This is a genomic window from Paenibacillus sp. FSL P2-0322 (genome assembly GCF_037975315.1).
Classification (GTDB): domain Bacteria; phylum Bacillota; class Bacilli; order Paenibacillales; family Paenibacillaceae; genus Paenibacillus; species Paenibacillus polymyxa_B.
In genome coordinates this window covers 5,598,289-5,619,878 of record NZ_CP150243.1, presented here as the reverse complement: position 1 = coordinate 5,619,878, position 21,590 = coordinate 5,598,289, and the positions used below count along the sequence as shown (strand labels likewise).

The following is a 21,590-nucleotide window of genomic DNA, read 5'->3' as shown; positions in this document are numbered from 1 at the left end:
GCCCCGGGGAGGCTCATCTTCCGGGGCTATTGTAATCTTCACCCATAACGCTTGAAGGAGCAGCACCATAAGATGACATGATCAGCGGAGCTACCTTGAAATAAATGATCAGCGTTCAGGATACATTTTTCAAAAGATAAATTTGGAGGGGTTATACATCATGCAGGAACAGGATATGGGCAAGCGCGCCATGGTCTCAGCATGGATCAGCCTGATTAGCAACATCCTATTAACCGGCATTAAAATTATTACAGGACTTATGTTCAACAGCAAGGTGCTGGTGGCCGATGGTGTGCATAATGCAGGGGACGTGATTGCCTCTGCAACGGCACTGGGAGCGATGCGCATATCCAGCCAGCCGCCGGATGAGGATCATCCTTATGGTCACGGCAAAGCAGAAGTGATCGGTGCAAGCGTGGTGGCGGTCATATTGTTTGGAGCGGGCATATTTATCGGCTATCATTCGATTGCAGCACTGTTCGAACCGATGCCACAGGAGCATATACTGGCATTGGTGGCCGCCATTATTTCCTTGCTCTGGAAACAATGGTTGTATATCTACACGATTCGTATCGGGAGAGCGGCCAATAGTCAGGGTCTTATCGCAACGGCAAAAGATCATCTCGCTGATGTGTACGCCTCTGGGGCTGCTGTACTGGGTATCGGTTTGGGGCTGATTGGGGAGCACTGGAGCATTTCAATCTTATCTTACGGCGACCCTATTGCGGGATTCGTAGTGGCATTGCTAGTTCTGAAATTGGCGTGGGAAATGGGCCGTGAATCCATAGATGTGCTTATGGAAAAAGCGATTGCAACGGAGGAAATTGAAAGCTACGCCGCAGCCGCACTGAGTGTAGCCGAGGTTCAACGTATTGACCGTATCCGTGCCCGTGAGCACGGCCATTATATTATCGTGGATATCCGCGCTTCAGTGGATGCCTCTTTGACGATTCAGCAGGGACACGATATTATCCGACTGATTAAGGGGGCTGTCATGAAGCAGGAACCGCGGGTTTATGAGGTGCTTGTCCATTTGAATCCATGGTATCCAGACGACCACTAGAACAGACGACGCGAATTGACAGATAACTTGCAGGGAGGGTATGCTTTTAAAAGCCGAACGATGATGAATAAAAGCGAGGTTACCCGAAAATATGCGAAAATTTTTAAAATGGTTAGGCATTTCTGTGACTGCGGCTGTTCTTTTAGTGGGCGGATATTATACGTATTCTATATATCATTTTACGAACCAAATTTCGGTTGCTTCCGGACAGGATTCGAAATTCAAACCGCAGGCACAAACTCAAACCAATGTACAACCTGTAGAGGTATCGCTCCCACCAGAATGGGATGGGACAGAAAGAGTGAATATTCTGCTGCTAGGCGGCGACTCCCGTGGAGAGGATTCAGGGCGTTCTGACTCCGTTATGGTTGCTTCTATTGATCCGGTTACGAAAAAGGCTACACTTATGTCGATTCTTCGTGATACGTACGTCAATATCCCAGGTCATGGGCAAAGTCGATTGAATGCTGCTTTTTCCTACGGTGGACCGGATTTAACCAGACAGACCGTGAGCGACCTGTTGGGGATACCGATTCAATATTATGTATATACTGATTTTAATGGCTTTATTGCGTTGGTTGATTCTGTGGGTGGTATTGACCTGGATGTCGAAAAAGATATGCACTATACCTCCAAGGCAGATAAACACCAGTTTGATATTGATTTGAAAAAGGGAATGCAGCACATGGACGGTAAAACAGCCTTGCAATATGTACGCTTCCGTCATGATGCGACTTCCGATTTTACGCGTACGGAGCGGCAACGCAAATTCATTACCGAGCTTGGCGGTAAAATTCAGTCAACCTCATCTCTAATCAAACTGCCAAGTATTTTAAATAGCATTTCTCCTTATATTGAAACGAATCTCAGTACTACGGAAATGCTGCAATTGGCTTCATTGGGCTTTAATATCGATGCAACAACAGTAGCGAAGCAGCAAATCCCACCAAATGAATTGGTACGCGGGGAAACCATTAAGGGTGCGCAGGTGTTGGGTGTGGACGAAAGAAAGCTCAAGCGCTTCATACAGAATCTTTTTGAACAGGAGAACAAACCTGTGACCACGACGGTGGATGCTGCAACCACGATAAATGATACTCCATAACCCTCGAAAGCAAGCGAAGTTCGTACGATGACGTACAACTTTGTTTGCTTTTGTGTTTATTTGGGTATAACCTTGTATATTTTGTTCCAAAAATATATCGTATCTATGAAGAACGTATACTCAATTGTGTAAAGAGAAGGGGAATGTGGTGTGGAAATAACTCCGGCATGGAAAGACCGATTCAAGAAGTTTTTTCTGAACAACAAGTTTGTGTTATTCCTGCTGGTACTGCTGCTGATCGGCTTGAATATCTTGGTGCTTACCAAAATTTCATACATATTCACACCTGTCATGGTGCTGCTGAAAACGATAATTCTCCCTGTCATTTTATCCGGCGTGTTGTACTATCTGTTCAATCCGTTGGTTGATGTACTGGAGCGCAATAAGGTGAAACGAATATACTCCATTATTGTACTGTTTTTGCTCATTATAGGGGTTATTGCGATTGTGGTTACATCGGTGGTACCTGTAATCCGCGATCAAATACAGGGGCTTATCCAGAATTTCCCTGCCTATAGCGAGCAAGTACAACGACAATTCGAGAAACTGATCGGCAGCGATTTTGTAAACCAGTTCCAGAACACCATTCAAATTAATCCATCTGAGCTGGCCTCCAAAGCTTCTGAAAAGTTATCTAGTTTTATTAATAATGCATGGACGGGCGTGGGCAGCTTCTTGGGCGTGGTTACAGAAACGGTACTTGCGATTGCCACGGTTCCATTTATTTTGTTCTACTTGCTAAAAGATGGACACAAGCTGCCACAGTTTATCCTGAAAATGCTCCCGCCTATGTTTCGTAAAGAAACAGATCGCATTATGACTGAAATGAACCATCAGGTCAGTTCCTATATTCGTGGGCAGATTATTGTCAGCTTCTGTATTGGGGCGCTGTTGTATATTGGTTATCTAATCATTGGATTAGACTACTCTCTGACGCTTGCAGTCATTGCGTCCTTTACGAGCGTTGTCCCCTACTTAGGTCCCGTCATTGCCATTACACCTGCGTTAATTGTAGCCTTGGTCACCTCACCGATTATGCTGCTCAAGATGGTTATCGTATGGACAGTCGTACAGCTCATTGAGGGTAAATTTATTTCTCCACAAATTATGGGCAAATCTCTTCGAGTACATCCGATCACGATTATCTTCGTTATTCTGACCGCAGGCAATTTGTTTGGTGTGGTGGGAATTGTACTGGCGGTTCCGGGATATGCTGTCTTGAAAGTAATCGTTACACATCTGTATAGTTTCTTTAAAAAGCGTTCGCATCTCTATGAGGCGGATAAAGAGAATGCAAGTCTTTACGAGAAATAAAATTTTCCACTATAAAATTGATATGGGTCCCCCTTGGGTAACTGTGGCTACGCGTGCTATAATTAATGCCTATCCTTATTCCAAAATAGAAAGGTCAGACTTTTATGATAAAACTCAGCATTCTTGACCAATCTCCGGTATCGGAAGGCATGACGCATGCGCAGGCATTACAAAAGACCGCTGAGCTTGCTATAGAGGCGGAACGCTTGGGTTATCATCGCTTTTGGGTATCAGAGCATCATTCTGCCGCAAATCTTGCAGGGTCCAGTCCGGAGGTACTGATTTCACATCTGGCCGCCCGGACTTCAACCATTCGAGTGGGGTCGGGTGGTGTGATGCTGCCTCATTACAGCGCTTATAAAGTAGCGGAAAACTTTCGTGTGCTGGAGGGGTTGTATCCGGGACGCATTGATCTGGGTCTGGGACGAGCGCCTGGAGGAATGCCCATTGCTACCAGAGCACTGCAAGAAGGCAAAATGCGAGGTGGCGTAGATCTATACCCTGAGCAGTTGGATGACCTGTTAGCTTATTTACATGACAGCACAGGCAATGATCACCGTTTCGGTTCGCTACAGGCGATGCCGCTCATAGAAACTGTACCGGAAATGTGGTTGCTCGGCTCCAGCGGTGATAGCGCAGGTCTGGCAGCCGAGCGTGGCGTGGGCTTTGCGTTTGCGCAGTTCATTAATGGTGAAGGCGGCACAGGGGCTATGAAGGAATACCAGGAAAGCTTCCAGCCTTCCCAGCATAGTGACCAACCGCGTTCGCTTGTTGCCGTATTTGCGATCTGTGCGGACACCGAAGAGGAGGCGAATCGGTTGGCTTCCAGTATGGACTTGTCTCTTGTACTATTAGAGCAGGGAATGCGCTCCGCTGGAACACCTTCCGTCGAAAAGGCACTGGCGTATCCGTATACGCCGTTTGACCGGATGCGTATTCGTGAGAATCGCAAACGTATGGTGGTCGGTTCGCCCGAACAGGTGAAGCGTCAGATTGAGCAATTAAGTAAGGACTATAATGCACAGGAGATCATGGTTGCGAGCATTATTCACGACTTTGATGCCAAAATGAAATCTATACGTCTCATGGCTGAAGCATTTGGACTGTCTTCTGTATAGTCATAATGCGATTCGCCGGATTTAAAAGATCACAGCTTCGAGGAGCTGTGATCTTTTTTTGAATTTTTTGAGGGAATATTGGATGATATGCACTGTATGATATAGGAAATAAACCAGTTAACACTTGATAATGATTATCAATATCTTTATTATATAAAGATAGAATGAAGTTTTGATGAAAGTCGTGCGTTAAGCCCGTGACTATATATATTGGATAAGGGAAAGGGATGATTCCAAATGTTTCGTCTGAAAACGGCAAATCTGGATATTGCTTATGAAGATCGATTGATTGTAGAAGATCTGAACGTAGAAATACCGCAAGGGAAAATCACAGCCTTGGTGGGCGCAAATGGTTCTGGCAAGTCCACCATTCTGAAGACGATGGCTCGCATCATGAATCCTAAGGGCGGCAGTGTTCTGCTTGACGGTAAATCCATTCATAAGCAATCCACCCGGGAAGTAGCTAAACAGCTGGCTATTTTGCCACAAAATCCGACTGCACCGGAAGGATTAACCGTGACGGAACTGGTATCTTACGGACGTTTTCCCTATCAAAAAGGCTTTGGTTCCATGAAAGCGGAAGATCGCAAAATGGTAGAGTGGGCCCTTCAAGTAACGGGAATGAGCGAGTTCCACGATCGTCCGATTGATCAGCTTTCTGGCGGTCAGCGTCAGCGTGCTTGGATTGCTATGGCGCTTGCGCAGGATACGGATATTTTGTTTCTGGATGAGCCGACGACATTTTTAGATATGGCGCATCAACTGGAAGTGCTGCATTTGCTAGAGTATCTGAATACTTCGGCGGAGCGCACCATTGTTATGGTCGTACATGATTTGAACCATGCGGCCCGGTATGCTCAGCATATGATTGCGATCAAAAAAGGGAAGGCCGAGGCGGTAGGAACTCCAACTGAGGTTATGTCTCCTGATGTGCTGCGCGAGGTGTTCGGGATTGAGGCGGATATTGTAACAGATCCTCGTACGGGTGTACCGCTCTGTCTTCCATATGCTTTGGCTGGACAGCCAGCGGTAAGCCAAGCAGTAAAGGAAATGAATGTGGAAGAGAAGCAACCCGTGGGTTCTGTTGCCGAGCGACGTGATGCCAGACCACAAGTAGCGGCAAGAGGTTAAAGGGGACATACCATGAGACCACTGGATTACAATCAGCTTGAGCAATTAGCGAAAATAGTGAGAGTCACGCCGGAGGATGCAGTATATTCCGGCCCAGTGGCCGAATGGCTTGAACCAGAGAAAATCCGCTCTGTGATGGAGTATTACGGCGATCTTCTGCGTGCTGAAGACGATTTAACCGCAGCCGTTTATTTTGTGAACCAGTTGCGTGGTCTCGTGTTTGCACAGCATTTTATGGTGTCACTGTGTGAACGCCGTTTGGACCTGTCCGTTTCTAATCTCAGATTTCATATTTGTTATGAAGGTCAATATCCCTCTATTAGCCTCCAGGTCATCGACCTAACAGAGCTGGACAATACGCGGAACAATGGGGATGACCATTCTTCCGGACAGGCTCAGCAAGCGTTACGTGACTTTTACAGTTTGCAGATGCGGCCCATATTGGAGGCAATAGCTGCAGTGGGGAGCGCATCTATTGGGCAAATGTGGGGACAGTTTCCGTTGACATTGCTGTATTTTAAGGATAGAGTACAGCCATCGTTGACTGATCCTCAGGATGTGGAGCACTTTGAACAAGATTATATGTATGTGACACGTGAGCTGGAGGGAGAGGTATTCGGGCGTAAAAGAAATCCGTTTACGGTTCGTCTCATTGAATTGGACAATCCTTACCGCCCCGGTGAAAATACCTACATGAAACCGTCCTGTTGCCAATATTACAAGACAGGTGGAGGCCAGCGGTATTGTTATGCTTGCCCAAAAATGTCCGCTTCCGAACGCGAAGAACGCAGACTCGAAGTGATGGCATCACGGTAAAGTCACTGTGGATGTTGGCATGTCCGTCACGTTTTGGTTAAAATAGGTTATGTAACCTAAACCAAGCGACACGAAGGAGGATGCTGTATGTCTGTCTATTCACATAATGCCGTAACACCAGCGAATCAGGAGGTTTCTCTGGATACTTACACCGGTAAGGTGCTGGTTATTGCGAATACCGCCAGTAAATGTGGACTTACCCCGCAATATGGGGATTTGCAAAAGCTTTATGACGAATATAAGGATCGGGGATTAGTTGTATTAGGATTTCCTTGCAACCAATTTGGCGGTCAGGAGCCGGGCAGCAGCGAGGAAGCGGCTGAATTTTGCCAATTGAATTATGGGGTTAGTTTCCCGATATTCGCCAAAGTGGACGTCAACGGACCGGATACAGCGCCTCTGTTTGAATATTTAAAAAAGCAACAACCTGGAGAACAGGAAGATGGGACAATTCAGTGGAATTTCACGAAATTCATTGTGAATCGTGAAGGTGTACCTGTGGGTCGTTTTGAACCGAAGGAGTCACCAGAAGCGATGAAAGCAGCTATTGAGCAATTGCTATAGTAGCTTCGCTTTAATTCCAACGTATATGTTTAAAAAGGGTCTGATTTCCGGAATTTCTCCGGGAAACGGACCTTTTTTGTTCTCTACATATGCATTTGTTTAAGGTGTGTTGCATCATGTGAAGGTCGATTCCAAGGGCATAATCAGGAGGCTTACAGGGAAAACTGGATGGAGCAAAGAAACATTTCAGCAAACGACTGAACTCGTATATCCTTTCTTTTTTAAATGTGGACAAATTGTGAATATCTTAAAAAGCTATTGTAATGTGAAAAATATCACACTATAATAAGCGCATGAAGTGAAATAAATCACAAACGCTAACGAGCTGTTTACGTGAAACTATTCACAATTATTATACATTTTATGCCCACACACCAAGGAGGAATTTAACATGAAAGTAGCAGTTATCGGATGTACACACGCAGGCACGGCAGCTATCGTCAACACAGCTAAATGTTATCCAGATGCCGAAATTACCGTTTATGAGCGTAATGATAATATTTCATTCTTATCTTGTGGTATTGCTCTGTACGTAGGTGGTGTCGTCAAAGATCCGCACGGACTGTTTTATTCGTCTCCAGATCAACTGGCTGACTTGGGTGTAGAGACCAAGATGCTTCATGAGGTAACGAGTGTGGATACGGCAGGCAAGACGCTGCATGCACGTAATCTCCAAACAGGTGAAGAATTTACAGACACATTTGATAAATTAATTGTGACCACAGGATCATGGCCTATTATTCCGAAGCTGGAAGGCATTGAACTTGATCATATTTTGCTCTGTAAAAACTATAATCATTCGAATGATATCATTGAGAAAGCCCAGCATGTACAGAACATTACAGTTGTCGGAGCTGGATACATTGGTGTTGAACTGGTAGAAGCTTTCCAAATGAACGGTAAAAATGTAACACTGATCGACAGTGCTGATCGTATATTGAATAAGTATTTGGACCATGAGTATACAGACCGGATTGAAAGTTCCCTGAAGGAGCATGGCATTAAGCTGGTACTTGGCGAGACGGTGAGTCGTTTTGAGGGTACGAACGGTAAGGTAAGTAAAGTCGTGACCTCTAAAGGAGAATATGAAACAGAGCTTGTTATTCTCTGCATCGGTTTCCGACCTCAAACGGATCTGCTCAAAGGTCAGGTAGATATGTTGCCTAACGGTGCGATCATTGTGGATAACTATATGCAAAGTAGCTGCCCGGACGTGTTTGCAGCAGGTGACAGCTGTGCAATCCGCTATAATCCGACAGGCAAAACGGCTTATATCCCTTTGGCAACCAACGCAGTTCGTATGGGTACGCTGGTAGCACGTAATCTGGTACAACCAACCATTGCCTACATGGGAACCCAAGGAACTTCGGGTATCAAAATTTACGAAGACAATATTGCAGGAACAGGCATGACGGAAGCGGCGGCAACGGACGAAGGCATGACTGTAGAAGCTGTAACCATTGAAGACAGCTACCGGCCTGAATTTATGCCAACCTCCGAAAAGGTATTACTGAAAGTGGTATATGAGCAGGAGACACGGAGAATTTTGGGGGCACAAATTATGTCGAAGGTGGATTTGACGCAATCCATTAACACGCTATCCGTAGCCATTCAAAATCATATGACCATTGACCAGTTGGCCTTTGTCGATTTCTTCTTCCAGCCACATTATAACAAGCCTTGGAATTTCCTGAACGCAGCAGGTTTACAAGCATTGCCTACAATATCCGAACGGAACCCAGTTACTGTATAATTCGGTTTGTCTGTGACATTGTTCATAAGTTTGTCAACAATCTGAGACGTATGGACGAATCCTTATAGTACAATATAGAGTAGCATAAGGATTAGGGGGTAAGTAGCTTATGGATTTGTTTTATATCCTTTTTCTTGTAGTCGTAGCGCTGGTAGGCCTCGGTGGAGTTATTTGGTTCTTGAGAGCAGTTGAAAAGGAAGAATACAACTAAATGCAAAGCGCGTAGTAGCGCAGTAGATGTAATAATACAGAAAAGACAGTCCTTTTTCCAAGGGCTGTTTTTTTAATGCTTGATAAAGTGATTTTTTTCACAAACATAATCACTGATTTTAAATAAAATATGAAAGAAGAACATTTTAGTGAAAAGATATTAAAGGAGCGGGGACATATGGCGAGCTATAAACCGGGGCAAATTGCCGAAAAGACGGTGGAAACAGGAGTGGCCAAGGCGAACAACCCGTGGACTGTGGCGGTGGTACTGGGATTTTTGGCAGGTGCATTTATTGCACTCGGGTTTTTGCTGGATATACGTGTTATTGCAAGTGCGCCTAAAGAATGGGGAAGCATTGCCACCTTTATTGGAGCTGCGGTGTTCCCTGTAGGTCTGGTATTAGTTTTGATCGCCGGCGGAGAATTGCTGACCGGCAATATGATGGCGGTTCCTTTGGCGAGATGGGCAGGACGGATTAAGACAGGGGCCATGCTTCGTAATTTGGCGATTATTACGCTCAGTAATTTTGCGGGTGCGTTATTCGTTGCTTTTTTCTTTGGCCATGTGCTGGGTTTGACAGAAACGGGTCCTTACCTGGACAAAGTGGTGGATATGGCAGGACATAAGCTACATGAAAGCTTTTTGCAGTCTTTTATATCGGGTATAGGATGTAACTGGCTCGTAGCACTGGCTGTATGGCTGGCTTATAGCACAGACTCAATTGGCGGCAAAATTATGGGGATTTGGTTCCCGACCATGGCCTTTGTCGCTATTGGATTTCAGCACGTTGTTGCCAATATGTTTCTCATTCCGGCGGCTATCTTTGCAGGCCACTTTTCATGGGCAGATTATGTTATGAACTTCATTCCGGTCTGGCTGGGGAATTTGGTAGGAGGTAGCCTGTTTGTGGCTGGAGCCTACTGGTTGGCTTATTTGAAAAAGCCTCAAGCCAACGCACATCCAGTGAATGAATCTCCAACCACTTCTTCGGTTGCACATCAAATCCGTTGAGTGACCCTGCTTAATTACGGCACTTTAAACAGCAATAAACAAAGCAAATCCGCCATGACAGGCCCGGGGGAACGAAACCTGTCATGGCGGATTTTTTTGGGAGTGGTCCATGATTTGGCATGGAGGATGAGTGTGCTCTCGTCCCATAATGCCTTGATCTCTTTTACCCTCGGTAAGATATGATGAAACAGGATGTCGAAAAAAATTATGATTCTTAAAAAAATCCGTTTTGCTCTATGCAGCAGACGGATTTTTTTAATATTTTGGAGAGCGGCTGTGTGGGAAAATCCTTCTCTTGCCATAGGCCAAAGCTGTGGATATGATAAGATCAGTGTAATTTTTGGAAACGGTAACGGAAAGGAGCATCAACACTATGGATCATCGCAATAGCGCGCCTCCTGAGGCCACGCTTCAACAAGACTTACAAAGGGGACAGCGGATGACGGAGCAGCAGGACGGTATTTTTCCAGCTGTATGCCCGTTAGATTGCCCGGATACGTGTGGGCTCCTGCTTCACAAGGAAAATGGAAAGATAGTCAAGGTCACTGGGAACCCGGATCATCCTATTACCAAAGGCGCTATTTGTAACAAAGTTCGCAATATGACGGAGCGGGTATATGATCCTGATCGGGTGCTCTATCCGTTGAAACGTATAGGCCCCAAAGGACAAGGGAAGTTTGAACGAATTAGCTGGGAGGAAGCGGTCGATACCATTACAGGTCGGTTCAAGGAGCTGATACGTACGGACGGATCGGAATCTATTCTCCCCTACAGCTTTTATGGCAATATGGGCGTATTGAGTGTGGATGGAATGGATCGCCGATTTTTTAATGCGCTGGGTTCAAGCCAACTGGATCAGACGATTTGCAGCGTGGCAGGGAATGAAGGCTGGGCATCCGTTATGGGCTTTAAGGGCGGCACCAGCCCGGAGGACACGGAGGATGCAGACCTCATTATTGTGTGGGGTGGAAATGTCATTAGCACCAACATGCATCAGGTCGTTTTGGCTGAGAAGGCACGTAAAAAGGGTGCTAAGGTGGTCGTTATTGACGTTCATCGCAACCGGACGGCGCAATGGGCGGATTGGTTCATTCCGTTATATCCGGGGACGGATACGGCGCTCGCGCTGGGTGTTATGAATGTGCTGTTCGCTCAGGGACTGACGGACGCCGAATTTTTACATCGCTACACGGTAGGCCATGAGGAACTGCGCGAGCATGTTAAGACATATACACCAGAGCGAGTTTCGCGGATTACCGGCGTGCCGGAAGCAGATATTATCCGTTTAGCGGAAATGTACGGAACTGCGCGAGCAGCGTATATCAATATAGGTAATGGGCTTCAGCATCATGATAATGGCGGTATGAACGTACGTGCGGTTACATGCTTGCCTGCGCTCACTGGACAATGGCTAAAGCACGGCGGGGGAGCGTCACGCTCTAATGGCGCTTATGGCAAATTTAACGGCGCCAATCTGGCGCGTCCTGATCTGCGACAGAACCCGGATGCCCGGGTGATCAACATGAACCGGATCGGAGAAGCGCTGCTACAGAAGGAACAGCCGATTAAGGCGTTATTTGTATACTGCAGTAACCCGGTAGTTGTAGCTCCCGATTCGGAACGGGTGACTGAAGGATTTGAACGAGAGGATTTGTTCACAGTCGTACATGACCTGTTTCTTACGGATACGGCCCGTTATGCCGATATTGTGCTGCCTGCAGCGTCTTCCTTTGAGGGTACGGACCTATATAAATCCTACTGGCATCACTATGTCCAGATGCAGGAACCCGTCATTGCTCCACTCGGGGAAAGCAAAAGCAATTATGAGCTGTTTAGCCTGCTCGGACGGGCGATGGGCTTTGACGAAGCTGCCTTTACGGAAAGTGAAGCGGACATGATCGCAGGCGCGCTGGATAATCCAACGAACCCTTATCTCAACGGTGTAACCTTGGAAGCCTTAAAGAAGTCACCTTTTGTAAAGCTCGATATGTCGCCAAAGGCCACTTATTTGGATCGTCTAACCACGCCTTCAGGCAAGATTGAGTTGTATTCGAAAAAAATGAAACAAGCAGGTCTGCCCGCGATGCCTTCATATGTGCCGCTGATTGAAGGGTATGATGGAGAGCATCGACCGCAAGCGGACGAGCGGTTTCCATTAATGTTTATTTCACCGCCAAACCATAATTTTCTGAATTCTACTTTCGCTAACTTGCCCAAGCATCAGCGGCTAGAGCGGGAGCCCTTGCTACAAATTCACCCGGAGGATGCTCAGACAAGAGGCATCGCGGATGGGGAACCGGTTACCGTATGGAATGATCGGGGGACGTATGAGCTGAAAGCCAAAGTCACCGATCTGATGCTGCCCGGTACAGTGATTAGCCAGGGATTATGGTGGGAAGGCAAAGGACGCAGACAGCGTGCCAATGTGTTAACCTCTGATCGGCTGTCGGATATGGGACAGGGGGCTACTTTCTTCTCAACGGTGGTGAATGTGAAGCGCCAATGAGATAATGCCATTTATGGCGTCAGATGCAAAAGGAGAAACAAAAGATATGAAATGGTTGGAGTCTTATCCGAAAGAAGTGAAAGTGTTTCTCATTGCTAGCCTGATTAATTCCGCTGGAAGTTCATTGATGTGGCCGTTGGTCAGCATGTATGTGTTTGACGAACTGAACCGTAGTATGGGAGATGCAGGGATTGCGATTTTAGTGCAGTCTCTGGGCGGAATTTTTGGTCAAGTGCTGGGCGGAGCCCTCTATCATCGTATTGGAGCCAAAAAATTGATTGTTGGCTCACTGGCGATGAACGCGCTGGGACTTCTCACGCTTCCATTTACCAGTGGTCATTGGGTAGCGTTTGTCATCATGATGGGCTTTATCGGCTTTTTTAATGTCGTATCTGTGCCTGCGATTCAGGCCTTTGTAGGTTTTCGTTTCGCTGACCGTCGTGGAGAGCTGTTTAATATTATTTATGTCGCTAACAATATTGGGGTTGCAGTGGGTACGGGATTGAGTGGCGTTCTGGCTGACCTTTCCTATCAGCTCAGCTTTGTGATGAACGGGGTGACTTCTGCGGTATTTGCCGGGTTCTTCTGGTCTTATCTAAGCAGGGTAGATCGAGAAGAGGGAGAAGTACAGCTCAGCAAGTCCGTGAAGAAAAGAGAGGAAATACCAGCTCGTTTACTGTTTCGTGATACCAGATTGTATCTCTTTGTGGGGGTAGGCTCGCTTTTTTTATGGTTCGGCAATTCGATCTGGAATACAGGAGTGTCTCCCCATATTATTGAGCAGGGCTTGCCTAAAACGATGTATGGGTTACTATGGACACTGAATGGTATCCTTATTTTTGCCGCACAACCCATTATTTTTTGGATAAAACGACTGTACGCTCATCACGCTTCAGCGCAAATGACATGGGCCGGAGGATTTTATTTGGCGGCTTATATTGTCATGCTGGGCACACAGAACTATACTGGAATGATATTCGCTATGGTTCTGGCGACCCTGGGAGAAATGCTGATTGCACCTGCGGTTCCAGCATTCCTGTCTGATCATGGAGGTCGGGGTGCACCCTTTTACATTGGGCTTGTGGGGGGGATTGGCGCAGCCGGACGGGTAATGGGGCCTTATATTATGGGGAAGTTGTATGATGGCGGTGGGTTACCGCCTACACTTTGGCTGGCATCAGGCGTAGCGGTGTTGTCGATCCTGTTTTTCGTCCTGCATAGCTGGTTGAACCGTTTCCGGCATCATTCGGATACTTTGGATACTACGACACCCAAGGTAGATACTCCCAGTTCTTAAGTCCTAATAAAAGTGCAGTAATATGCTGTAATTATGGTACAATAAGTGACGAATGGTTGTAGTTATTGCTTCAGGAAAGCCTTCACAGGAAGGATTGAAAGGAATTGTTTACAAGTCAACCTTTGACAATACGTCATTCGGAGATGAAGGATGCTCCTGATCTGATTGCGCTGGATGAATTGGTATGGAATGAACGCACGGCTCCCGCTTCGCTGTCCTGGAAGTCGCGCGGAGAGTTTCTGCGCAATACGCCTCCAGGCTCTCAACTGGTCGCCATCGAACAGGAAGTACTCTGCGGGTATATTGGATTTCGTTCTCCAACGCTGTTGGCTAGTAATTGTCATGTACTCGAAATAAATATAGCTGTACATCCAGCTTATCATCGTAAAGGTATTGGGACGGCGCTCATGAACTCCATGAAGGACATTGCAGCTGCCGAGGGCATACGCAAGTTGAGTTTGCGTGTACTCTCATGCAACACGGAAGCCCTTATGTTTTATGTAAAAAGCGGTTTCGCGATTGAAGGACGTTTGCATGAGGAATTTTACATAGCAGGCCAATTCGTGGATGATGTGTTAATGGCCTATTTCTTAAAATAGGCGGGAGGCTACAGATAGTAATATTCGGTTTTATGCCCGGCCTAAACAAACAACGCCGCAGACCTGATCAGGTCTGCGGCGTTGTTGTACATCAATATTACCGAAGTTGCTTCCATTCATTTTGGAGCATACCATACACTGCGTGGTTCATGTAGCCGTCGGGCAGCAATTCCGCTTCGCGTACAATGCCTTCGAGCACAAAGCCCAAACGTTCTGGAATACCGCGGCTGCGGCGGTTCGTAGTTGCGCAACGGATTTCGACCCGATGCAAGTCCAGCTCCATCAAAGCATATTCAACGAATACGCGGCAGGCGCTGGTCATAAGACCTTGTCCTTCGTACCCGTGTCCAAGCCAGTATCCGATGCTAACGGAGCGGTGAGTCCAATTGATCTCATGGTAGCTGATGATGCCAGCAAGCTCGTTGTCTATCCAAATTCCGGCGGTCAGACTACCGTTCTCTGCGGCTTGTTTCAAGGCGCCCTGCACGAACTGCTCTGTGTGGCTGATTTCCGTGGTAGAGTCTACCCATGGAAGCCATTGACGCAGGCGGTCACGGGACATTTCGATCAGCTCAAACAGAGGCTGCACATGCTCCTTGGTGAGCGGCCGAAGGACTGTGCGTTCGTCCAACGCATATGTAAACATGATTGATCCCCTCTTTCACTCGGAAAATCGCTAAACCAGCCAGTCTAGCATTTAATCCCATGCTACCTTATTCTGCGAGAGTCGTCAAAAGGGAGAGGAAGCTTCAAATTCTATAGGTCCCACCCGGAACCGTTCATGCTCGTATACATATTTCAAATCCAAATCCCCTACAAATTCGGTCGGGGATACACTGCCAGATACAGTGGCTTGCAGAGGGAGCTGTTCGGCATCATACATTACGACGGAGTTAAAATCGAGATGTTTTGTAAATTGCACTGGATCATCGTAAAATACTGATGCTTTAGGGTCCATCGTCTGTGTAGCACCGTCAATCGTGACAGTAATATGCACCTGGCGGTTGTGGTCACGTAGCTCCACTGAGCTGTGTACGCGCTGGGACACAGCATATGCTGCCGATTCGACCGCATATTCTTCCATCGTCTGTGCGTTAATAATATGCAGCTCCTGCAATTCGACACCCGTTCCCGAGGCGCGTGTGATGATCACGACGGCTTCACGGACACCATCCTCGTTTACATCCCTGTAATATAATTGTGGTGCGGTGGAGATATCTGCCGAGCCCGACCAGCGGAATGTGCGACGCTGCTGGCCGATTTCCAGTACAGCTGAATGGAATAGTCCCTGTGACGGATTCACGGCATATAAATGGACGGAGGGGTCTTCTGGAGCGCTGGCTAGCGGACGAGATTGTACGGTTTCGTTCACCGGGTCCGATGAAGGATGACCGGAAGTCATGACGGAAGAGGACAAAAGCATAGACAGCAGGATCACAATGAGCAGCTTAAACACGGGTGGGTCTCCTTTTCCGGGCAAAATAAAAGATATATACACTATAACGAATTTATTTGCCGAAAATGTTAACTCTTTTTCATAACTTGTCACTTTTTTTGCTGAAGCGAGCATAAGGATTTTCATTTTATTGAGTTATGCGGTGTGAAAGGGTATATTTAAGGGAACAGGTTTTACACAGATTATACGGAAGAAAGGTTGATTAGCGTGGAGAAGCCGATCACTCCCCCCAATTTTATTAAAAATGTTATTGAAGAGGATTTACGTACGGGTAAGGTAAAGGAGGTTGTTACACGATTTCCGCCTGAACCTAACGGATATTTGCATATTGGACATGCCAAAGCTATCTGGATCAATTTCTCGCTGGGAGATGAATTCGGAGGACGCACCAATCTGCGTTTTGACGACACCAATCCGGCGAAGGAAGACACGGAATACGTGAACTCCATCCAGGAGGACGTGAAGTGGCTCGGTTATGAATGGGAGGAAAAACATTTTGCCTCCAATTATTTCGAAGAAATGTACAAGCGTGCCATCCTGCTGATCCAAAAGGGTAAAGCCTACGTGGATGACCAAAGCGCGGACCAAATCCGCGAAACTCGTGGCACACTGACCGAACCGGGGCAAAATAGCCCTTATCGGGATCGAAGTGTTGAAGACAATCTGAAGCTGTTTGAAGAGATGCGTGCAGGCAAATACCAAAATGGTGAAAAGGTGCTGCGTGCCAAAATTGATATGGCTTCAGGAAACATTAATTTACGTGATCCGGTTATTTACCGCATTTCACACACAGCACATCACAATACAGGCGACACATGGTGCATCTATCCAATGTACTCCTATGCTCATCCGCTGGAAGATGCGATTGAGGGAGTAACGCACTCGCTCTGTTCGCTGGAGTTCGAAGATCAGCGCCCGCTGTACGATTGGGTTGTAGCTGAATGCGAGATGGAAAAGGTACCGCATCAATACGAATTTGGACGGCTGAACCTGGCTCAAACCGTAACCAGCAAACGTAAGCTCAAGCTTCTGGTGGATGAAAAGCATGTAGATGGTTGGGATGATCCGCGTATGCCGACGATATCCGGTTTACGTCGTCGCGGCTATACGCCTGAGGCCATCCGCAGCTTCGTATATGAGACAGGCATTTCCAAAGCCTACGGAGTCATTGATTTGCAGGTGCTGGAGCATTTTGTACGTGAGGATTTGAAGCTTAAGGCACCCCGCACCATGGCAGTCATAGATCCGTTGAAGGTGGTTATCACAAACTATCCTGAAGGACAAGTTGAAATGCTAGAGGCGGAAAACAATACTGAAAACCCTGAACTTGGTACACGCCAAATTCCATTTTCCCGTGAAATTTATATCGAGCGTGAGGACTTCATGGAAAATCCGCCGAGCAAATACTTCCGTTTGTTCCCTGGTAATGAAGTGCGTCTCAAACATGCTTACTTCATTAAATGCAACGATGTGATTAAGGATGCGGACGGAAATGTAACGGAGATTCACTGTACCTATGATGTAGAAACCAAGAGCGGATCAGGCTTTACAGGACGTAAAGTGAAAGGCACGATCCACTGGGTGGAGGCTACTCAGGCTGTACCTGCCGAATTCCGTTTGTATGAGCCTTTGATTAACGCAGAGGTCACGGAAGAGATTGAAGAGGATGCATCGGAAAAAACATTCCTTGACCAATTGAATCCGAACTCTTTGGAAATTGCTCATGGCTATGTCGAGCCGAACATGAAAGAAGCTCAATCGCAGGACAAGTTCCAATTTTTCCGTCATGGTTATTTCAGTGTCGATCCGAAGCTTTCCAAGCCGGGTGAGCCTGTATTTAACCGTGTTGTTTCGTTGAAAAGCTCTTTCCAATTGCCTAAGCAATAGATTGTTGGAAAGTGTGGGAGAGATGGTAGCTTCGTGCGACCAAGTTGAAAAGGAGTCTGCCGTCGGCAGACTCCTTTATTTTACGCATGCACACTCTTTATCCATGATCATTGACTTGACGATACTCTATTGTCTTTGCTAACAAGCCAGAAGGGAAGAGGGGATAGCTCATTCCTCTAGTGTTGTTAAGGGGCTTCTTCTATTCGTTAGTGCCCGCTGGCAGTCCTGGCTGATAACCGTTCTTGTACAGCATATACCACATGATAGCGAATCCCACAGAGCCAAGTAGGGCGAAAAAGACCCCTGCATGGTACATCATTTCTCCACCAAAGTTCTGGAATAGCCAACCTCCCGCAAAACCTGCTACGATACCGGATATACCACTCCAGGTCAAGGTATATACGGCCTGTCCGGATGATCGGTATGCTGCAGGGGTAAATAGGACGGTCAACTGGGTGCCTACATAGAAGTATCCACCGAAGGTGACGCAATGAAGTGCCTGAATGAACACGATCTGAATCGGGTCTGTGGCCAGAGCCATCAGTTCCCACCGTAAGGCAAACAGCAAACTGACGAGTGCCAAACAACCGACCATCACGGTCATTCTTTTCTTCAAGAAGCGATCAAACAGCAAAAAGACAATAATTTCGAATACCGATGACATAAAAACGGCAAAACCAAGCATCTGTTTGGACCCGCCCAGCTCGGTGATGTACAGGGACATAAAGGCGCTGTTGATCGAATTCGGGATGGATACAAGGATGCCCAATAAAATAAAGGATATAAAGTATCCGTTCATTAAAACGCTGCCAAAGCCACGCAAATGAATAGTTGCTGTCTCCACAGTGCTTTTCAGTGGTGGAATCGACAAGGTGCAGATCAATGCAGCCAGAAGAAGTACCGTAAAGATGGTGGATATGCTGGATATCCCCGTTTGGTCAATAACTATGCCGGCAACTGCTGCTGTCACAGCCCAACCGAAGGAACCCCATATACGGAATGAACCAAATTTCCGGTCTGTGCCCTCAATATAGCTGAGAATTAGGCTGTTGCTTTGCGCAAATAAAGGGCTTTGGAAAAAATAAAAACCAATCATCGACACATAAATCATGATATACGTATGGACATGAAATAAAGCTTGCAGCAATAACAAGGTACCTATAATCATAAATAGCAGAATACGTCGGAGGTTACGGCTCCGGTCGCTTGTATAGCCCCAAAAAGGGTTCGCGAATACGGATACAAAAGGTCCGATGGCCATCAGACTCCCGATCTCCAGCTTGTCCATGCCGATATCTTGCAGATACAACGGGAAGAAGCTGGAGAAAATGACCATAGCTCCATATAGAAAAAAATTATACAGTTTTAAGGAATATAGAGGAGTCTCTTGAATTTCTCTCTTTTGCAAGACAAGCCATTCCTTTCTTAGCCCGATAGAGAATTGCGCATCGATGCCGATCTGTGGGAGGTTCTTTATTCCAATGTATCATGTGTTGAAAGGGTTAACAAACCAATAAATTAACAATTATGTAATAATTATTAGAAGATACTAATTTGATATTGGTTTATGCAAACTTAATGATTATTTCGCTATTTTACTAGTTATTGTTTTTGTAGCTCTAAGGGGCGACATGTAGACGAACTACAGGGTTTAAGACTATATATGGTTAGTTCAAGTAAATGCTTGGTTAGTTACAAAATCTTTATTTATAAATAGGTTCTTAAGACCTAAAGTTTATACATAGAATAGCCGATACTTAATCCATAATCAGGAGAATTTAGGATTATTTTTTCTTGAATAAAAATATATTGTCGCAGATATTACATAAAATCAGAATACTATGCTTCGTAAGAAATGATATAGGTTTAATCGACTGGCCTGTATAGTTGGTTTTATGAAATATCGGGTGGAAAGGGATGGAAAATGGCATTACAGCATCATAGAGACAATTCCTTGTACCGCCGATTTCCTCGGCTTCTTTTGCTTCAGGCAGGAGAAGGAGGTGCGTTGGTGACTTCTGAAACCAACGAGCCCAATGTAATACTGACTCGTGAGGGACAATCATATTATTTGCATGATCCTGAGCAGCCTGAGCGGGAAGCAGAATTATTTGTTTTGGGTTTTAACGAGGTTAAACCTCAAGCGCACGTGATCTTTTTTGGTGTAGGACTTGGGTACCATATTCGTGAATTTCTACGCAAGTACCCGAATACCAGCTTCTCCATCGTCGAGCCAGACACTGGTTTGATGAATATTCTTTTGCAGCATCTGAATGAAAACGATTGGCTGGCTGATGAGATGATCGAAGAGGTAATGGTAGGAGGAATGACAGGAGAGACAATCGGTACACTGCATAGGTTGATCGACCGTGTATCTGGGATCCTAGTTGTTCCATGGCTCCCGTATCGCTCCTTATTTGCTGCGGAACTGAAGAAGTTTAATGAAATATTGTACAAAATGGTCTCTAACAAGAAGGACAAAATGGCTATCAATAACGTGTACGAAAAAAAATGGGCGTTAAACAGTATTCATAATTTCCCTTATATTTTACATAGTTCGGATTTTCTGCAGGCGGGCTCAGAGCATATTAGGAGTAAGCCAGCCTTAGTAATATCCGCTGGCCCTTCGCTTAACGACGAAATTGAGCACCTGCGACATATTCGTGAGAATAATCTTGCTTATCTGTTTACGGTAGGATCGGCAGTGAACACGCTGGTGGAGCATGGCATTTATCCGCACGGCACGTTCAGTTATGACCCGAACGAACACAACGTAAATGTAATTCAAAAGGTGATCGACAAGCGAATTGATTCAATTCCACTTATTTTCGGCAGTACGGTCGGTAAACACACACTCGATCATTATCCAGGTCGTCTTATGCATATCATCATTTCTCAGGATGAACTCTCCAAACACGTATTGCGTACACCGGAGGGAAATAAACCAACGATTATTAACGATGCTCCTTCAGTAGCGGTCATTGCACTCCAATGTCTGATCCAGATGAAAGCAGACCCTGTTGTGTTGGTAGGGCAAAATTTAGCTTATCGGGATGAACAATATTATGCTGAGGGGATTACTCATGCCCAAGGTGTTCCAGCTAGTGCCGATTTGCCGCGTGTACAGGGTGTTCATGGTCAACAGGTAGTTACACGACATTCTTTTATTAAAATGAAAATAGAGATGGAGTTTTACATTAGTACAGTGAAGGGAACTGAATTTATAAACACAACGCGTGAAGGCGCTGTTATCAAAGGAACATCTTTTCAGAACTTGGAAGAGGTAATCCAGACGCGGTTAAAAGGTGCTATTGACGATACGTGGCTGCAAACCAGCAGTAATTCGGAATACGATCTCATGTTTCTGAGGTCACGCATTGAAGAGCTTCAGCGGGATGAAGAGGTTTTTCAAACCATTATGGAACAGATTCATCATGCTTTGCTCGGCATCAAACATAAGCTCAGTCTGAAGCAGGCCAATATGCTGAACGTGTCCTTTGGACAGTTTGATGACTTATTTGCCTCATTATTAGGTAATTGTTTTTTCAAAATATATGTTCTTCCTCGCCATCGTATGCTGTATGAGTTTTTGTACAGTAAAATGGGCGCCATTCAGAGCAGTAGGAATCCTCTAATCAGAGGGGAGCAAATTCTGCTGTACTTCGGGGATTTCATATGGAAATGCCAGCAGGATTATATGGAAATCAAGAATGAGATCCATGAATTTCACCATTCCATTCACACCTAGATAAAAAGGAG

General features: G+C 45.9%; 18 protein-coding genes. 14 read left to right on the top strand and 4 right to left on the bottom strand.

What is annotated here, in order from left to right; translation table 11 throughout:
* Window positions 1–160: 160 nt before the first annotated feature.
* The 9 genes from MKY24_RS24830 to MKY24_RS24790 all read left to right on the top strand — a co-directional run bounded on the left by MKY24_RS24830 (window position 161) and on the right by MKY24_RS24790 (window position 10,086).
* Entirely contained in the window at window positions 161–1,063 is a 903-nt protein-coding gene (locus tag MKY24_RS24830; protein ID WP_023990753.1) for a cation diffusion facilitator family transporter, read from the top strand.
* A 91-nt stretch (window positions 1,064–1,154) separates the two neighbouring features.
* Complete coding sequence (locus MKY24_RS24825; protein ID WP_013312376.1) at window positions 1,155–2,168, top strand: LCP family protein; 1,014 nt, start codon at window positions 1,155–1,157, stop codon at window positions 2,166–2,168.
* Window positions 2,169–2,318: 150 nt separating this feature from the next.
* Window positions 2,319–3,482: an AI-2E family transporter gene (locus MKY24_RS24820; RefSeq protein WP_023990752.1), complete on the top strand. Its 1,164-nt coding sequence runs from the start codon at window positions 2,319–2,321 to the stop codon at window positions 3,480–3,482.
* 104 nt (window positions 3,483–3,586) lie between these two features.
* A complete protein-coding gene (locus MKY24_RS24815) occupies window positions 3,587–4,600 on the top strand; it encodes an LLM class flavin-dependent oxidoreductase (RefSeq protein WP_028540726.1) in 1,014 nt (337 codons plus the stop codon).
* Between the two features lie 237 nt (window positions 4,601–4,837).
* A complete protein-coding gene (locus MKY24_RS24810; protein ID WP_339201073.1) occupies window positions 4,838–5,731 on the top strand; it encodes an ABC transporter ATP-binding protein in 894 nt (297 codons plus the stop codon).
* Window positions 5,732–5,743: 12 nt separating this feature from the next.
* Entirely contained in the window at window positions 5,744–6,547 is an 804-nt protein-coding gene (locus MKY24_RS24805) for a hypothetical protein (RefSeq protein WP_339201072.1), read from the top strand.
* A gap of 87 nt (window positions 6,548–6,634) precedes the next feature.
* On the top strand, window positions 6,635–7,111 hold the full coding sequence (locus MKY24_RS24800; protein WP_023990749.1) for a glutathione peroxidase: 477 nt from the start codon (window positions 6,635–6,637) through the stop codon (window positions 7,109–7,111).
* A gap of 391 nt (window positions 7,112–7,502) precedes the next feature.
* Complete coding sequence (locus tag MKY24_RS24795; RefSeq protein WP_013312369.1) at window positions 7,503–8,864, top strand: FAD-dependent oxidoreductase; 1,362 nt, start codon at window positions 7,503–7,505, stop codon at window positions 8,862–8,864.
* 388 nt (window positions 8,865–9,252) lie between these two features.
* Complete coding sequence (locus MKY24_RS24790) at window positions 9,253–10,086, top strand: formate/nitrite transporter family protein (protein ID WP_023990747.1); 834 nt, start codon at window positions 9,253–9,255, stop codon at window positions 10,084–10,086.
* A 14-nt stretch (window positions 10,087–10,100) separates the two neighbouring features.
* Here the strand turns inward: MKY24_RS24790 and MKY24_RS24785 are convergent, their stop codons facing one another.
* Complete coding sequence (locus tag MKY24_RS24785; RefSeq protein ID WP_141697526.1) at window positions 10,101–10,388, bottom strand: hypothetical protein; 288 nt, start codon at window positions 10,386–10,388, stop codon at window positions 10,101–10,103.
* A gap of 71 nt (window positions 10,389–10,459) precedes the next feature.
* Here MKY24_RS24785 and MKY24_RS24780 point away from each other — a divergent pair, with 71 nt between their 5' ends.
* The 3 genes from MKY24_RS24780 (at window position 10,460) to MKY24_RS24770 (ending at window position 14,488) form a co-directional block, all read left to right on the top strand.
* Window positions 10,460–12,592, top strand: a complete 2,133-nt coding sequence (locus MKY24_RS24780; protein WP_339201071.1) for a molybdopterin oxidoreductase family protein — start codon at window positions 10,460–10,462, stop codon at window positions 12,590–12,592.
* 46 nt (window positions 12,593–12,638) lie between these two features.
* Window positions 12,639–13,889 carry an MFS transporter gene (locus MKY24_RS24775; protein WP_076156455.1) on the top strand — a complete coding sequence of 417 codons (1,251 nt, stop codon included), beginning with the start codon at window positions 12,639–12,641 and terminating at the stop codon, window positions 13,887–13,889.
* Between the two features lie 104 nt (window positions 13,890–13,993).
* On the top strand, window positions 13,994–14,488 hold the full coding sequence (locus tag MKY24_RS24770) for a GNAT family N-acetyltransferase (protein ID WP_339201069.1): 495 nt from the start codon (window positions 13,994–13,996) through the stop codon (window positions 14,486–14,488).
* 97 nt (window positions 14,489–14,585) lie between these two features.
* On the opposite strand, the gene MKY24_RS24765 is transcribed toward MKY24_RS24770, so the two are convergent.
* Window positions 14,586–15,134 carry a GNAT family protein gene (locus MKY24_RS24765; RefSeq protein ID WP_028540721.1) on the bottom strand — a complete coding sequence of 183 codons (549 nt, stop codon included), beginning with the start codon at window positions 15,132–15,134 and terminating at the stop codon, window positions 14,586–14,588.
* Between the two features lie 84 nt (window positions 15,135–15,218).
* Window positions 15,219–15,944: a hypothetical protein gene (locus MKY24_RS24760; RefSeq protein ID WP_023990742.1), complete on the bottom strand. Its 726-nt coding sequence runs from the start codon at window positions 15,942–15,944 to the stop codon at window positions 15,219–15,221.
* Between the two features lie 207 nt (window positions 15,945–16,151).
* On the opposite strand from MKY24_RS24760, the gene MKY24_RS24755 reads away from it, so the two are divergent.
* Complete coding sequence (locus MKY24_RS24755) at window positions 16,152–17,831, top strand: glutamine--tRNA ligase/YqeY domain fusion protein (protein WP_023990741.1); 1,680 nt, start codon at window positions 16,152–16,154, stop codon at window positions 17,829–17,831.
* A gap of 199 nt (window positions 17,832–18,030) precedes the next feature.
* On the opposite strand, the gene MKY24_RS24750 is transcribed toward MKY24_RS24755, so the two are convergent.
* Complete coding sequence (locus tag MKY24_RS24750; protein WP_103047381.1) at window positions 18,031–19,239, bottom strand: MFS transporter; 1,209 nt, start codon at window positions 19,237–19,239, stop codon at window positions 18,031–18,033.
* A gap of 603 nt (window positions 19,240–19,842) precedes the next feature.
* Between MKY24_RS24750 and MKY24_RS24745 the strand changes: the two genes are divergently transcribed.
* Window positions 19,843–21,579 carry a 6-hydroxymethylpterin diphosphokinase MptE-like protein gene (locus MKY24_RS24745; protein ID WP_339201068.1) on the top strand — a complete coding sequence of 579 codons (1,737 nt, stop codon included), beginning with the start codon at window positions 19,843–19,845 and terminating at the stop codon, window positions 21,577–21,579.
* The last annotated feature ends 11 nt before the right edge of the window (window positions 21,580–21,590 follow it).